Raw genomic sequence first — 14,714 nt, 5'->3', positions numbered from 1 at the left:
TTTATTTTTTTCGGTCTTTATCTATTGGACTAGACATCTCCGGACGCTTCCTCATCATATTTAGCGGAGCACGAATAATGAAATCCTTCCATTCCCCAAATTGATAAGGGACAGCCGGTGCAACATAAGACACGCCAAAGCTTGAGAGTCGTGCCAGATGCGTACACACAAGCAGAAAGAACATAACCACGCCAAACAATCCGAGTACGGCTGCGCTGAACATAGCGGCAAATCGCAGAATCCGTAGTGTTAATCCCGCACTATAGACTGGAATCGTAAAGGAAGAAATAGCCGTAACTGCTACGACAATGACCAGAAATTGGCTTATAATTCCCGCCTGCACTGCTGCTTGGCCAATAATCAGACCTCCTACGATACCCATCGCTGGCGCAATTGGTTTAGGCAGCCGTATCCCTGCCTCCCTCAGAATTTCAATCGAAAGTTCCATGATCAGTACTTCAATGATCGAAGGAAACGGCACGCCTGTCCGCGTTTCAATAATCGTCAGTACCAGCTTCGTTGGAATAAGACCCGGATGGAAGGAGATAAACGAGATATAGAGCGCAGGTGCCAGCAGTGCCAGCATGGCAGCCATAAAGCGCAGCATTCGCAGGAATGTTCCAGGAATCCAGCGTTCATAATAATCCTCGGGAGATTGGAGCAACATGCTAAAAGTCACTGGCACAATTAAGACAAATGGCGTCCCATCCAATAAAATAGCCACTCGCCCTTCCAGCAAAGCACCCATCACCCGGTCTGGCCTTTCCGTATTTAACACTTGTTGAAACGGACTAAGCGTATTGTCTTCGATAAGCTGTTCAACATACCCTGATTCCAACATGGAATCCATATCCATCTCTTCAATTCGCTTTTGGACTTCCGCCACGAGATTAGGGTCAGCAATATCCTGAATATAGGCAACAGCCAACTCTTTCTTGATCCGTGAACCTACTTCAAACTTCTGAATAAAGAGGCTCTGATCACTTCCATATCGACGTAAAATACCTGTGTTATCACTTAACTGTTCTGTAAAACCAATTCGGGGGCCACGAAGCAATCCCTCAGACAATGGTTCATTTACACCACGTGTTTTGATCTTATGAGCTCCAATTAATAGAGCTCCCGGCAATCCATCGACCAACAGTGCATTCTTGCCAAAAAGCACGCCAACTGAGACCTTTTGTAGGGACTGGGTCTCCTCAATCAGACTGACAGGTAGTAGCTGATCTTGCAGGTAGGCCGACAGTAAATGTGCATTATCCGGATGGAGGAAACCCTCCCGCTTAAGCTCTGGAACGCCCTCCAACATTAATGGTGTAATCAGGTGATCATCGATTAAATCTTGATCTACCAGGCCTTCGGTATATATGACGGCTGCCCGTGTATTCGTTCCCCTAATCGTAAATTCCCGAATATGCACGTCAGCATTTTGACCAAAGCTTTCTCTTACACTGGTCAGATCCGTAGTGTACTTGCCGGTTAATTTAATATTCGCATATTGGCCTGTTTCGGTCCCTTCACCCTGCCCTTTGGCTGCTGGTGAGATATCCTTCGAGGATACGGACGATCGCTTCGAACGAGAGAAGCTTCCGCGCTTAATGGCAGCATTGATCCAGCGCGTGCTCAATGTAATACCAATTGGAATGATGAAGACCAAGAATGCCTGGATCCATATGGACCAATCCGGCACGTAGGATACAATTGTTGACCACATGTTCCCACCCCAACATTTCTCTGCATGACAAAGCTGCAGGTATTCCCAAGTATTGTGTCCCCGTTTGATCACAATAATTCCCGTTTTTTGTGTACTGAACGACAAAAAAAGCGGTTCCTGTATTAGGAACCACTATTCGCTCTATATTATACGATTCTGGTCACATGCTCCGCTTTGGCATCCAACAAGTGAGCTGAAGCAGCAATTGCTGTAAAATCATTCAGTGCAATCTCAATCTGCTTCTGGCTCTGCTCCACATATTCTTCTACCTTTTTGGTACCGCCTGTGATATTACCAATCTCCTTCGTTATTCCGGTAACGCTATCACGAATCTCATTAATCGAACTCTCCACCATTGCGGATAGTTTCTTAACTTCCTTGGCCACGATATCGAATCCTCGTCCAAATTCTCCTGCATGTGCAGCCTCAATGGCAGCATTCAACGCGAGCAGTTGCGTCTGAGACGAAATCTCACGTATCGTTCGTACCACGCCCTGAATTGATCCGGCTTGTTCCTGCAAATGAGTCAACGTTGCACGGTTAGTAGCCGACACCTCTGAGATATAGGAGATACTGGACATTAATTCCTGGCTCCGTTCAATGCCTACATCTGCCTGCCCATTCAGTTCATGGGACATCGTTTTCAGCTCGTTCACTACGACCGAAATGTTGTTCTGACGGTTGGTAATGTTGGTGGCGATTTTGGAGACACCCAGTATCTTCTGATTCGTCTCATCGTACACCGGCATATATGTCGCCTCAAGCCATACGGAATTCCCCTTTGCATCCTTGCGTTCAACCTTGTCCTGGAAGCTGACACCATTAAATATGCTGTTCCAAAAAGCATCATAGTCCGGGGTGTTTGCAAATTGACCAAAGCATAGTTGCTGATGTTTCATGCCATACATCTCATCTACCGTATATCCCATCGTCTGGGCAAAGACTTCATTCACGTAGGTTACCCGGCGATCCAGATTGAATCGAATGATAGCAAGATTTTTCTCCATCGCCTTGATGACCATTGCATCGGTGACAACATCTTTCTTTTCCATATCTAATATAGACACTTGATAACCCCCACAATTCATTCCATAATAGACAGCCTTTACTAGCAAAAAACGATCATAACAACATATGTAATCATCAGGTTCTAGATGGCTCTACTATTGATACCCGATTTGCAGCATTTTGGATCATCTGTTGTCATTTATTTTTTTATTTCATTTCATTAGTGAATGCGTGTACATTTTTAGTAACTCAATGAACTTTAAGCTGTCCCCAACATCGTCCAGAATGATCAGAATTTAATTGAAGCCGTCGCATTCATCATCGTGCTCTCGGAGCATGTTCGCCTTCCAGAAAAGAGATGCAATAGCTTATCCCCACAGTAAAATCGTCTCTCTATCTACTTGTACGTATCGTAACACAAAGCAAAGAAACACACACTTATACATGACTCGCATTTCGTCTGTTTCTAGTCACCAGCTGTCCTCTGTGACACAAGAAAACAGGCCGATTCGTCATGATCATCGCCCTGTTTCTTTTTCGACATCTATTAATCGTTCTAGCTTTTCTACAGTCTTCCCATTCATCAGCCTCGCGGCAGCTTGTCTCCATATCGACTGCGAAGTTCAGCAAGCCGCTCCAACTTGGACAGCGCACGCTCTTTCTGCTTTAATCCCACAGCCAGCACCATCTGCTCCATTAACAGAAGTGGAGTCACCATGGAATGAAATTCTCCCAGTTCTCCTCTGCTGACGTAAAAAGACAACTCCGTTGCCAGTCCATATAACAAGTCTTCCCGATCTGTTACAAGTATGGCTTTGCTTCCCGTATCACGGGCATAATCTAGAATGACCTCTGCTTCAGGCAACAAGCGGGTGAAACACATGAGCATGACCATATCCTCTTGCTGCATATGCATCAGCGATTCCAACAACTCATGTCCACCTCCTGCAAGGTGAATAACGGTCAATCCAAATCTGGACAAGCGAAATGATAACAGCTCAGCCAGACCTGCAGATGGTCCAGGTGCATAGATGTATACTCTTCGCGCTTCAGCTAGGATGGCTGCTGCCTGCTCCAGATCCCCTTGCTTCATATGAGATAACGTCTCCTGCAAATGGCTGACGGAGGCTTCCAATAATTGAATGGGCAAGCTCGCCGTATCCATTCGGGACATGGTTTTATTTAACTTCAACGCGGGTGTTGTGTCTTCAGACGTGCGGAGCCGGATTTTGAATGCCTTGGCATTGTCATATCCAACTGCACGCCAGAAACGGGATACCGTCGCAATGCTGACCCCCAGCCTGTCGGCGATCTCCTGTTCCGTCAGGAATAAAACCTCTTCGGGATTACGTTCAACAAAGTCGGCAATTTTCAGATGGCCTGGCGATAGCTGTTCTTTTTGCGTAAACAAATTCATTCAGGACACACTCCCTTTCTCGCTCTCCAATTAGTATATCAGTGGACTGGGAAAGAAGGGGGTTATCTATGTAACAATTTTTTCATTAAAATAAATTTATGTAATAAAAATTACAATTGATTTACAAATGTCTTCTTTCCCGTTAATACTCTGCCCCTAGACTGTGGCTATGATCACCAACTTTCAGGGAGGTATGTATCGATGAAGAAGATGACTGAGCGTTATACGCTGACGTCTTCACAGAAAATGATGGTTTTTGTGCTTTCCATGTCACTGTATGGCTTGTCCAACATGTTCACAGAGCTTATTCCCAAGCTACAGCTTGGACCCATTGAATTGTCCGTTGAATATTTTGCTTTTATTCCGCTGACCCTCTGTATTCTGTTTCATCCCATGATTGCCGCGCTTGGTGCTGCCCTTGGCGAAGTCATTTTCGGTGAGTTGATGCTGGGGCAATTTGGCGGACTTGGCGAGCTGGAGAAATTCATTACTTTTTCCTTCGGCATGTACGTCGCCGGGCGTATGGTACGTGATCCCCGCAATCGCCGGCAGGTCGGTATTGCAGCCATGACCGGAGTCATTATTCATCAATTTCTCAGTTCGCTGGTCGATATCGGCAAAGTATGGATCGGTGTGGAACAGCTTGAAGCAGTTCCGGGACTCGCTGAAAGTGTAGTTCTGATCGAAGGGGTTGGTTTCCTTAATGACGTACTGTTCTCGGGCATCCTCTTCGCTCTACTGCCAACGATGTATCTGGTTCCCCTGCTCTATGGCAAAATTGAACCACTGCTCGGAATCAAACCTCGCAATCCTGGCATGAAGTATGAAGGCGTTGGCTTCTTCCGTCCAAAGCTCATCCTGATCGGTGTGTTACTGCTCGCGTTGGCTTTCAGCGCCGAATCCCTCTCCGAGCTGGACATTAACTTCGCGGTGTGGGAGACGGATTATGCGGATCAATACGGTTCTGCCTCCATCTGGATCAGTATTGGTACTGCGGCATTCATCGCTGTGGTGACACTGATCTTCATGCGGGTCAGACGTAACAAGAACAACTCCATTGCAGATTCGGAGAGCGGTCCTTATGCATAATGCGATGTCCCAACCTGTTTCTATTTCCACACCGGAGTCCGCTATCTCCATTCAAAATGTGACCTTTACCTATCCCGGCTCGGAGGAGCCTGTTCTGAACGGGGCTTCACTTGAACTTCCACAGGGCAGTTTCACTGCAATCATCGGGAGCAACGGTTGTGGCAAATCAACGATGTGCAAATTGTTCAATGGTCTCATCCCCCAATTCTACACGGGAGACTTCTCTGGTGAAGTCCATGTACTTGGTGTACCTGCCAAGGGCCGAAGTGTTGCAGAACTGTCCAAAAAAATCGGTTATGTATACCAGGACTTTGATAATCAACTGGTCCGTCCAACTGTTCTCGATGAAGCCTGCTTTGCACCTCTGAACTATGGGTTACCCAACTATCGGGAGCTGGGTGAACAGGCGCTTGCCATGTGCGGACTGGATACCATTCACAACCGATACATCTGGGAATTGAGTGGTGGGCAGAAACATCTGCTCGCTCTTGCCGGTGCGCTGTCACTCGACCCGGATATTCTGATCGTCGACGAGCCGGTTTCCCAGCTCGATCCGCAGCATGCGAGACTGATCTACGAATGTCTGTCCCGATTAAATACGGAATATGGCAAGACGATTATCGTCATTGAGCACCATACCGAATTTATCGCCGACTTCTGCGAAGACGTGGTGCTGATGGATAAAGGTCGTGTGCTCTGGAATCTTCCCGTCAAGGAAGGCTTGAATCGAATTGCCGATCTGGAGCGGCTTGGCATTCAACCACCCGAGGTGACTCGTGCAGCTATTCAAGCGGTTGAGCATTACAGGGAAGATGAATTACCCAGCAATACCCAGGATTCTGCTACTCGATATTGGTTCCCCATTACGGTGGAGGAAGCCGTGGTTTACTTTGTACAACGACACTACCAGCAGGACTTACATGCTTCAGACAAACCGAGGGATGCTGCAGAACATGCGTTGCAGATGAAAACTAAGAATACGATCCAGTCTGCCATGGAGCAGAACGATTCAGCCGTTTCGCGGATATCGAGGGGCATACTGACAGATTCTACTGCGCAGCCTGTTCCCATTGTCGAATTCAGAAATACGCGGTTACGGTACAGAGGACTGGGCAAAAAAGAGCATGAGGTTATTCGTGGCATTAACTTTTCACTGCATGAAGGAGAACGGATTGCCTTGGTGGGCAACAACGGAGCCGGCAAGTCTTCACTGCTCAGACTCATGGCTGGAATCAGCTTGCCTCAGGAAGGCAGCGTCAGCGTTTTAGGCGAAGTGACCCATCGGTCTTCATTGGAACAGCTTGCGGGCAGAGTCGCGTATATTTTTCAGAACTCCTCCGAGATGTTCATCGAAGACAGTGTACGCAAAGAAGTGGCGTACTTCCTGAAAACCCGTCGCATTCAGGACGCTGACAATCAGGTCGCTCATGTGCTGGATCGCTTCCGGCTGACGCCGCTACAAGAGCGGGATGCCCGACTCCTGAGCGGTGGACAACAACGGAGGGTTACCCTCGCTATCGGTGCAGCGATGAAGCCTTCTCTCATGTTGCTCGATGAACCTACTGCCAATCTGGATCTTGCTACAAGGGAAGAGTTGATTGGTGTACTGGATGAGCTGGATCAGTATGTGCGAACAACTGTCATTGCTACGCATGATATGCAACTGGTTACCCAGTGGGCCAGTCGGGTCATCGTACTCCACAATGGTCGGGTAGAAGCCGACGGCACGCCTGCCGAGGTATTCGCCGACGAACCCCTTCTGCGCCGATCAGGACTTGCCCTTACGCAGATCATGGAGCTCTCGCACCGTATCGGATTAAATGCACTCTGCCCTACAACCGATGACTTTGTTGCAGGTCTGTTGAAGCAATCATTCACCAAGGAGGATGCCCGTCATGCAGCTTGTCCGCAACTGGTTTGACAAACTTTCGATTGAACGCATACAGCTGGAGCTAATGAATACCGTTTATGGCAGTGGTCATGCCAGCCTGTCACGGATTGACCCGCGTGCAATGCTGATTTGGTATCTCTTTTTTGCCATTGTACCCTGGTTTATTCATAACGGTACCGTGTTGCTTGGCATGTTCCTGCTCATGGTCACCACCACAATTTTATCTCGGGCTGCTCCGTTTATTATCATCATTCTCTGCATGGGGTTAATCGGTCAAGTAGGCTGGATGTTTATCATCTCGCTGTTCTTCGGGGGCAATTGGGAATCTGCATTCCCCCTGTTGCTGCTTACCCTGAAGCTGTCCATCGTTTCGCTGGCGAGTATCAGCGTTTTCTCGGGTATGGACCCGGAACGGATTGGCGATGGATTACTAGCACTCGGTATGCCTGCAACATTCTCGTTCAGCCTCTCTTACGCTTATCGGATCTTGCCAGTGCTGTTCGGTGAATTCCGGAATATCATGTTGTCCTACCGACTTCGGGGTCTTCTTCCTTCCCGGCATGGATGGCTCTATTGGCGGCTTGTCGTTTATTATATGAAACTGTTCATTGTGTCCTTCTTCCCGCTCATGCTGGCTACAGCCAAACGCTCACGCACAACCGTGGAAGCACTTGAGACGCGAGGTTTCTCTTACGGCATGAAACATCCAGAATCCAAACGTCTGAAGCTGGCTCATCTAAGAATCACCTCACGTGACATCGGATTTCTCGCCGGATCGGCAATCTATGTTGCGCTGCTATTCTGGTTCGGTGCACATTTTGAAATTTTATAATTCATATACTTAACCATTCATGGAATAAAAGGAGTGTCATTATGCGTATTGATCTTCATACTCACGGCAAATTATCCAAAAACTCTGATTTCTCAATCGATTACTTCACCGAAATGGTCACGGAAGCGAAAGCCAGCGGGCTGGATGCCCTCGCACTTACAGAGCACTTTAACACCCGTCACTTTTACGATGTCTATGAGACGCTCGATCGTCTTTACCCCTATAATGGAGAGTACTACGATGCAGACGGACTTCGCATTTTCCCCGGGATGGAAGTGGATATTCGAGAAACAGGGCATATTTTGCTGATTGGTCAAAAAGAACATATCCTCGCCGTCCGTGCCGGCCTGGAAAATTATACAGCCAAGGGGTCTTTCATTCCCTTTGCCGACCTGCTGGATCTGGCCGAAGCATGGCCTTTACTCAAAATCGGTGCACACCCTTACCGCGACTCCACTCCGCTGCATCAGTTGGACCGCAACCTGCTTGGGCGTCTGGATGCATTCGACCTGAACGCCAAGGACATGTACAAAGTCGGTATCCAGACCTGCCGCAGTCAGGTCGAACCATTTGCCCAATCTCTTGGCAAGCCGGTTACCGCCGGAAGTGATACACACCAATGTCTGCAATACGGCAGTGTATGCAACGTGTTGGATCGTCCATGTGCATCGGTCGCTGATCTCAAAGAGCAGATTCTCACCGGAGCGTACACCATCGAAATCTCTGCCGATCTTCCCTTACGCGTCAAAGCCTCAGTAATGCTCAAGAAAGTAATGAAACGTCTTGCCAAGCTGGAGGCCACTAGTCTGCAGGAGGTTTAGAACGAGGAGCCACATTCAGAATCACCAAATGCCTGAATGAAAGTTGTCATGCACAAAGACATGCTCACCAAGAGCATGTCTCTTTTGTATTCCAACGTCATTCGTAGCCTTGTGATTATTCACTCCTATTTCAACCCTGCACATTAGCGACGGGTTTATCCCTTGTATTGCATACTCTATCAGACTACTGAAGTGGGCTTTAGTGACGAATATTCACTTGAGGCATGAAGAAATGATTGGGCCCCTCACCTCGATTAAAAATCGTGCACAGTGACACACAGCTGAATCGCAATACCGAATGGATCCCGCACAATGCCATAACCCGGGCTGAATTCATTTTGCTCGTAAGCTACCAGTACCTTCACGCCCTCATGTTGCATCAGAGAATGATACAGTTGATCAATTGTATGTTTATCCTTGGATTGAATGCATAGTGACATGCTGTTCCCCAGCTGCCATGCTCTCTCCGTGTCCATTGCTTCTTCCGCAATCATGACTTTGTTAACCCCAATCTCCAGCACCGAATGTGTAATATACTCATCTTGACCGGCAGGGTACTCAAAACCCGGGTTCATCTCCTTCATCTCTTTATAACTTTTCTTGAATATCACCTTGGCGCCCAGAAACTCCTCATAAAAAGCAATGGCTGCCGCCGCATCCCCGTTCATCGACAAAAATGGTATCACTTCAAAATTCATTATATTGCCTCCTTGTTCCTATTGGATTACACTTATCACTGTAACAAAGAAAGGTGCCAATCCATGGCACCATTAAGAGGGTTTGATATGAAAAAATCAGAACGTATGAATCAGATGTTACGCTTCATTAATCAAAAACAACGGTTCACCCTGCAAGATCTCATGCAGGAGTTCCAGATCTCCAAACGAACCGCGTTAAGAGATATCACCTCATTGGAAGAGTTAGGTGCGCCCATCTATGTCGAATATGGACGCTACGGCGGATATCGACTGCTCCAACAGATGCAACTGCCTCCCATTTCGTTTAATACGGGTGAGCTTCATGCCCTTTATTTTGCGATGCAGGCTCTCCGCAGCTTCTCCAGCTTACCCTTTCATGTCTCTTTCCGTACCATTCATGAGAAATTTATGAGCGCGTTATCCGACAAGCAACGACAGGATATTGAGAACATGCAACACCGGGTTTCCTTCCGACATACGGAGCAGATCCGCGATAGTGCACATTTGGAATTTCTGTTGATGGCTGCTGTGCAGAATATAGTGATTCAGCTTACGTACGCTAATCAACGTAGATCCTCTGATCAAAAGCCATCTTCTGCAAACACCAATATCCGCATCATTCAACCCATCACGCTTTATGCCTGGAAAGGCTATTGGTATTGCCAGGCCTATGATCTGCATAAACAAGCGTATCGTGTATTCCGCTGCGACCGTATCACTTCAGCCGAAGTGTCCGACATTGAACCTTTGGCTCATGTTATTGAACTTCATGCACAGGATACCCATTCATTATGGAAACCATCACCAGATGCTATTCCATTTCAATGTCGGATTGATGAAGCCGGGATGGAGCTATTCCAGCAAGAACATTTCCCATCTATGCAGATCATCGAGAAGCTGGGATACATGTATCTTGTCGGTTCGTATGAACCTCACGAGCTTGATTTCATAGTGAGATATCTTGCGGGCTATGGTAAATCGATTAAGATTATAGAGCCCGTCATCTTACAGAAAGCATTAAGGCAGTACTATCTGGACTTGTTGGATCATGTATAAAGATCATATTTCTATATCCATTTTACTTCACATGCCTTTTAGCTCTGCTCCTGGCTAACTTTTAACCTTTTTTTATTGCCAATAGCCAATTGAACGATAATCTGCAACACGATGATGATAGCCAAGCCATAAAATGCTTGCACGAAGCTGCCTGTTAGATCGCGGAGCCAACCAATCGCCAGCGGCCCAAGTGCTCCCAGAATGTAGCCACCAGATTGAGTCATCGCCGACCAGCTGCTAGCTTCCTGAGCATTGTTTGTCTCATCAATCGGCAACATGAGTGCAATCGGGAACAGTCCGCCTGCACCAATACCGAGCGGGATTGCCGCGAGCCACGGACTGACAGAGAGATTCAGCATCAGGACACCTGTTAACTCCAACATCGCACATCCAACAAGCCAGAAGACACGTCTTTGGTATCGGTGTACAAGCATGGGTATGAATAACGTTGAGGGCAGTGATATCAATGTAAATAACGTTTGGATGTTGCCAGCAGTCTCTTGGCTATATCCATGGCTTTGAATGGCTGGCGCAAGCCAAGCGGTTAATGAATAGAAGATCGCGGCCATCAGTCCGAAGAACAGTGTCAGCACCCATGCACGCCTGTTCTTCACCGGAAGTGGTGCATGAATGGCAGCCGAGGTTTGTCCGGATTGTCGCTCTGTACGCGCAGACCAAGCTAATTTAAACCAGATCGGTAATGCAATGGCAGCAAGTAATGCCCATGTAGCCAAAGGACCTCTCCAAGATCCCCCCAACGTATGCTGAAATGGAACCGATAATCCCACACTAATGCTGGCCCCCATCACCATTGCTGTAGAGTAGATGCCGACCATGGCTGCCACTCGGTTAGGGAAATACTGCTTAATGAAGCTGGACAACAGCGGCCCTGCCAATGCAATCCCTACACCTGACAGAAAAGAAGTGAACATCATCAACGGAGTTGCGATTACGAACAATCGTAATCCCGTACCTATCCCAATAAGGATTAAAGCCAGCACAATGGCACCTTCGTTCCCCCACCTTCTACTTAGTCTTACAGAGAATGGAGCGAATATGCCCATACATAATACCGGTAGTGTAGTTAACAGACTGGCGGTCATGCCGCTCAAACCCAGATCATTCTGTATGGTACTCATCAGAGGTGAAATGGAAGTAATCGGTGGTCTTAAGTTCAGTGAAGCCAGAATAAGCGCCAATACAATATAAAAAAATTTCATTATGGATCACCTCATGGTAGTAGTATCGTTGCCTTCACCAAAGATCCCATTTGTTAATGACAAGATCTTCGGGTGGTGCACGATTAAGTATAGAATCATTAGAATGATTGAACAATACTATCATTTCTATTAAAATGATTACTAAAACCAATGATTAGAGGTGAACTCATGGAGATTCGTCAAATGGAAAACTTTATTACAGTGTGCGAGGAGCTTCATTTTACGCGGGCAGCTGAGAAACTTGGCATATCTCAACCTACGTTGAGTCAACAGATACGTGGATTGGAGGATGAACTTGGTGTTCCTTTGTTTGACCGTGTCGGCAAAAAGATTGTGATGACCCAGGCAGGCACTCTGTTTCTGGAGCACTGTGTACAGATGATCCGGCATTTACAGAATACCCAAGATGCGTTGGCTGAATTTCGGAATGATCAGCGGGGACGATTGGTTATTGGTGTTCTTCCATCCGATTTGGATTACCGTATCACTCCGCTGCTCGTTGATTTTCATGCCCGATTTCCCAAGGTGCAATTGAAGGTTATCTCTTCGATCTATGTCGTAAATCAAGTGTTGGAGAATGAAGTCGACATCGGTATAGAGATTACATCTGCCCCTGATGATCTGCTTGTTCGCATTCCTTTGTGCAGTGAAGAATACGTACTTGTCGTTTCCGAGAATCATGATTGGGCTGAACGAAGCACGATTGAAATTCAGGAGTTACGTGATATTCAAACGGTGATGTTCCCCGAAGGATTTACGGGCAGAGAATTGGTCGATGGCTATTGCCGTAAATATGGATTCACCTTAAATACCATCATGGAGACCAGTTCTGCAACCTCCATCATTAGCCTGGTCAAAGCCAACGTCGGAGGAACACTGCTGCCTTATCCTCTGATCAAAGCCATGAATGAGCCTACACTACGTTGCATCCGAATTACAGACGATCCGCCATACCGGCACTTTGAGATCATCCATCGGTCCGACCGTTACCTGACGCAATCCGCCAAGGCATTTATTGAGAAAACAATCGAGTATTTCAATCAAAGGTGAGATGAAAAGGAGGATTTTGAAATGAAAATAAGAGAAGTTGGTTTGTCGACACATCAGGTCGAGGCCATAAAAGGGTTTTACGGTACACTACTGGGATGCAACAGCCTTCTATTTTTATGATCCAAGCGGCAACTTGATGGAATTTATCGCTCACCATTCACTTGATAATGCAGTTGATGAAGCTTTTGAAGCGAAGCATCTGTTATGTATTAGTGAAATCGGTCTGCCTGTCGATGATGTCCCTGAGACGACAAACACATTGAATAATAATTATCAACTTGAACCATTTGCCGGAGACGGAAAACAATTCTCCCCCACGGGTGATGCAGAAGGCATGTTTATTGTCATTGATAAACAGAAGCCCTGGTTCCCAGACGGACGTATGCCTGGTGTATTTGCCACGGAGGTAAAAGTTGAAACTGGGCTGCCCGGTAGTCTGCGTATACAGGACGATATGTACTCGATTGAATCGATATGATGTAAGAACGTACTGAATGAAAACCTCAAGAGGGACTTCCGGCTTAATACTTACCAAAACCATCCTCACACGTGATATCCGATTTAAGAATTTCGTACAGATTTTGTTTGGAATTCTCTAATTTATTTTGTGTTTCTTCAATTTCTGATATTTTCGCTTGGATAATGCTTGCTTGATCATTACTTGAAAATCCATGTTTAGAGATCATAGATTGGATCTCATGGATCGTAAAACCAACAGCTAAACATTGCTTGACCACTTCCAGATGCTGAATAATGCTCTGCGCATATATTCGATAGTTATTATGATCTCTCAGCATATGTTCATCCGGGATAATACCTATTTTCTCGTAGTAACGAATCGTGGATATCGGAAGGTTTACATGGTTCGCTACTTCACTAATCTTCATATGGATTTCCCCCGTTTCCTCTTCTTGCTATAAAGTATACTTCATAGTTTACAATCCTCATAGTGAGACAGATGGAGATATAACCTATACCCACTCTCACCAATATAGATATGAGGAGAGAAATCGATATGAATACAATTACCGGCCAATTCAACAAAACAAATGATTTTGATACCATCGTCTTGGAGCGCCATTCCGTTAAAGTCTACGACCCTGAAGTGAAAATCAGTCGCGAGGAGCTGACCGAAATACTGGCGAAAGCTTCACGTGCCCCTTCGGCCATTAACATGCAACCTTGGCGTTTTCTTGTTATCGACAGTCCTGAAGGAAAAGAGAAACTTGCACCACTGGCCTCTTTTAACCAGACACAGGCACTAACGTCTTCCGCTGTCATTGCCGTATTTTACGATGCTAACAACGTTGAATACATGGAAGAGATCTTCAGAAAATCAGTGGAACTTGGATACATGCCACAAGACATCATGGATACGCAGATGCAGCAGGTACAACCTTATTATGCGAACATAAATCCATCCGAACTTCGTGATATGAACCTCATTGATTCAGGCCTCATATCCATGCAACTCATGCTCGTTGCCCGTGCTCATGGCTATGATACGAACCCTATGGCTGGTTATGACAAAGGTCAGATCGCCGAAGCGTTCGGCCTGGATAAAGAACGGTTCCAACCCGTGATGTTGATCTCCATAGGTAAAGCAGCCAAAGATGGCTATCCTTCCTATCGTCTCCCGGTTGAAACGATTACAACTTGGGCATAATCAACAGCTACTCTCAAGACTAAAATGACTATGGATGATGCTATTCTTGAGTATTAGACATAATGAAGTAATATCTCTTGTATTAAATAGTTAAGTGAATATAACAACTATAAGTAAACACTAAGTCTGTAAAATAGATGAAAGTCACTGTGCGTCCCATAATACCAGAGTACTCATCCTATATCAGTTAAAGGCTTTCATTATAATAGCCTCATACTGATTTGGACATAGAAACATTAACGTTCATAAACA

The 14,714-nt window shown here is 46.2% G+C and carries 14 protein-coding genes; 8 read left to right on the top strand and 6 right to left on the bottom strand.

From position 1 onward, the window contains the following. Nucleotide 1: 1 nt before the first annotated feature. From FE296_RS08540 to FE296_RS08530, 3 genes are all read right to left on the bottom strand, one after another. Nucleotides 2–1,714 carry a spore germination protein gene (locus FE296_RS08540; RefSeq protein ID WP_150364743.1) on the bottom strand — a complete coding sequence of 571 codons (1,713 nt, stop codon included), beginning with the start codon at nucleotides 1,712–1,714 and terminating at the stop codon, nucleotides 2–4. 146 nt (nucleotides 1,715–1,860) lie between these two features. Next, nucleotides 1,861–2,766: a methyl-accepting chemotaxis protein gene (locus FE296_RS08535; RefSeq protein ID WP_167483815.1), complete on the bottom strand. Its 906-nt coding sequence runs from the start codon at nucleotides 2,764–2,766 to the stop codon at nucleotides 1,861–1,863. 539 nt (nucleotides 2,767–3,305) lie between these two features. Next, nucleotides 3,306–4,139 (bottom strand): MurR/RpiR family transcriptional regulator, encoded by an 834-nt coding sequence (locus tag FE296_RS08530; RefSeq protein WP_124118207.1) that lies wholly within the window; start codon nucleotides 4,137–4,139, stop codon nucleotides 3,306–3,308. 201 nt (nucleotides 4,140–4,340) lie between these two features. Between FE296_RS08530 and FE296_RS08525 the strand changes: the two genes are divergently transcribed. The 4 genes from FE296_RS08525 to FE296_RS08510 are packed head-to-tail and all read left to right on the top strand — an operon-like array spanning nucleotide 4,341 to nucleotide 8,772. After that, nucleotides 4,341–5,228: a DUF8171 family membrane protein gene (locus FE296_RS08525; protein ID WP_150364742.1), complete on the top strand. Its 888-nt coding sequence runs from the start codon at nucleotides 4,341–4,343 to the stop codon at nucleotides 5,226–5,228. Then, nucleotides 5,221–7,149 (top strand): ABC transporter ATP-binding protein, encoded by a 1,929-nt coding sequence (locus FE296_RS08520; RefSeq protein WP_223868818.1) that lies wholly within the window; start codon nucleotides 5,221–5,223, stop codon nucleotides 7,147–7,149. Before FE296_RS08525 ends, FE296_RS08520 begins: the two co-directional genes overlap by 8 nt. Beyond that, a complete protein-coding gene (locus FE296_RS08515; RefSeq protein WP_150364741.1) occupies nucleotides 7,124–7,951 on the top strand; it encodes an energy-coupling factor transporter transmembrane component T family protein in 828 nt (275 codons plus the stop codon). Before FE296_RS08520 ends, FE296_RS08515 begins: the two co-directional genes overlap by 26 nt. A gap of 41 nt (nucleotides 7,952–7,992) precedes the next feature. Further along, complete coding sequence (locus FE296_RS08510; protein WP_150364740.1) at nucleotides 7,993–8,772, top strand: PHP domain-containing protein; 780 nt, start codon at nucleotides 7,993–7,995, stop codon at nucleotides 8,770–8,772. Nucleotides 8,773–9,026: 254 nt separating this feature from the next. Here FE296_RS08510 and FE296_RS08505 read toward each other — a convergent pair whose 3' ends face one another. After that, nucleotides 9,027–9,470, bottom strand: coding sequence for a VOC family protein (locus tag FE296_RS08505; RefSeq protein ID WP_124118211.1), 444 nt, complete (start codon nucleotides 9,468–9,470; stop codon nucleotides 9,027–9,029). Nucleotides 9,471–9,557: 87 nt separating this feature from the next. Between FE296_RS08505 and FE296_RS08500 the strand changes: the two genes are divergently transcribed. Continuing rightward, complete coding sequence (locus FE296_RS08500; protein ID WP_150364739.1) at nucleotides 9,558–10,526, top strand: helix-turn-helix transcriptional regulator; 969 nt, start codon at nucleotides 9,558–9,560, stop codon at nucleotides 10,524–10,526. A 38-nt stretch (nucleotides 10,527–10,564) separates the two neighbouring features. On the opposite strand, the gene FE296_RS08495 is transcribed toward FE296_RS08500, so the two are convergent. Continuing rightward, nucleotides 10,565–11,746 (bottom strand): MFS transporter, encoded by a 1,182-nt coding sequence (locus FE296_RS08495; protein WP_150364738.1) that lies wholly within the window; start codon nucleotides 11,744–11,746, stop codon nucleotides 10,565–10,567. Nucleotides 11,747–11,914: 168 nt separating this feature from the next. Here FE296_RS08495 and FE296_RS08490 point away from each other — a divergent pair, with 168 nt between their 5' ends. Then, a complete protein-coding gene (locus tag FE296_RS08490; RefSeq protein WP_150364737.1) occupies nucleotides 11,915–12,796 on the top strand; it encodes a LysR family transcriptional regulator in 882 nt (293 codons plus the stop codon). A 136-nt stretch (nucleotides 12,797–12,932) separates the two neighbouring features. After that, nucleotides 12,933–13,274, top strand: a complete 342-nt coding sequence (locus FE296_RS08485) for a hypothetical protein (protein ID WP_150364736.1) — start codon at nucleotides 12,933–12,935, stop codon at nucleotides 13,272–13,274. A 43-nt stretch (nucleotides 13,275–13,317) separates the two neighbouring features. Here the strand turns inward: FE296_RS08485 and FE296_RS08480 are convergent, their stop codons facing one another. Then, nucleotides 13,318–13,683, bottom strand: coding sequence for a MerR family transcriptional regulator (locus FE296_RS08480; protein WP_167483811.1), 366 nt, complete (start codon nucleotides 13,681–13,683; stop codon nucleotides 13,318–13,320). Nucleotides 13,684–13,811: 128 nt separating this feature from the next. Between FE296_RS08480 and FE296_RS08475 the strand changes: the two genes are divergently transcribed. Next, entirely contained in the window at nucleotides 13,812–14,462 is a 651-nt protein-coding gene (locus FE296_RS08475) for a nitroreductase family protein (RefSeq protein ID WP_124118217.1), read from the top strand. The last annotated feature ends 252 nt before the right edge of the window (nucleotides 14,463–14,714 follow it).

The sequence above is a fragment of the Paenibacillus sp. UASWS1643 genome, from assembly GCF_008693195.1.
GTDB classification, from domain to species: Bacteria; Bacillota; Bacilli; order Paenibacillales; family Paenibacillaceae; genus Paenibacillus; species Paenibacillus amylolyticus_B.
Note: the sequence above shows the minus strand (reverse complement) of the source record. Positions and strands in the feature narration are given on the sequence as shown.

What these genes read in the sequence shown, in the direction of transcription:
- FE296_RS08540 (WP_150364743.1), bottom strand. Translation starts at nt 1,714, where the DNA reads ATGTGGTCAACAATTGTATCCTACGTGCCGGATTGGTCCATATGGATC.
- FE296_RS08535 (WP_167483815.1), bottom strand. Translation starts at nt 2,766, where the DNA reads ATGGAAAAGAAAGATGTTGTCACCGATGCAATGGTCATCAAGGCGATG.
- FE296_RS08530 (WP_124118207.1), bottom strand. Translation starts at nt 4,139, where the DNA reads ATGAATTTGTTTACGCAAAAAGAACAGCTATCGCCAGGCCATCTGAAA.
- FE296_RS08525 (WP_150364742.1), top strand. Translation starts at nt 4,341, where the DNA reads ATGAAGAAGATGACTGAGCGTTATACGCTGACGTCTTCACAGAAAATG.
- FE296_RS08520 (WP_223868818.1), top strand. Translation starts at nt 5,221, where the DNA reads ATGCATAATGCGATGTCCCAACCTGTTTCTATTTCCACACCGGAGTCC.
- FE296_RS08515 (WP_150364741.1), top strand. Translation starts at nt 7,124, where the DNA reads ATGCAGCTTGTCCGCAACTGGTTTGACAAACTTTCGATTGAACGCATA.
- FE296_RS08510 (WP_150364740.1), top strand. Translation starts at nt 7,993, where the DNA reads ATGCGTATTGATCTTCATACTCACGGCAAATTATCCAAAAACTCTGAT.
- FE296_RS08505 (WP_124118211.1), bottom strand. Translation starts at nt 9,470, where the DNA reads ATGAATTTTGAAGTGATACCATTTTTGTCGATGAACGGGGATGCGGCG.
- FE296_RS08500 (WP_150364739.1), top strand. Translation starts at nt 9,558, where the DNA reads ATGAAAAAATCAGAACGTATGAATCAGATGTTACGCTTCATTAATCAA.
- FE296_RS08495 (WP_150364738.1), bottom strand. Translation starts at nt 11,746, where the DNA reads ATGAAATTTTTTTATATTGTATTGGCGCTTATTCTGGCTTCACTGAAC.
- FE296_RS08490 (WP_150364737.1), top strand. Translation starts at nt 11,915, where the DNA reads ATGGAGATTCGTCAAATGGAAAACTTTATTACAGTGTGCGAGGAGCTT.
- FE296_RS08485 (WP_150364736.1), top strand. Translation starts at nt 12,933, where the DNA reads ATGGAATTTATCGCTCACCATTCACTTGATAATGCAGTTGATGAAGCT.
- FE296_RS08480 (WP_167483811.1), bottom strand. Translation starts at nt 13,683, where the DNA reads ATGAAGATTAGTGAAGTAGCGAACCATGTAAACCTTCCGATATCCACG.
- FE296_RS08475 (WP_124118217.1), top strand. Translation starts at nt 13,812, where the DNA reads ATGAATACAATTACCGGCCAATTCAACAAAACAAATGATTTTGATACC.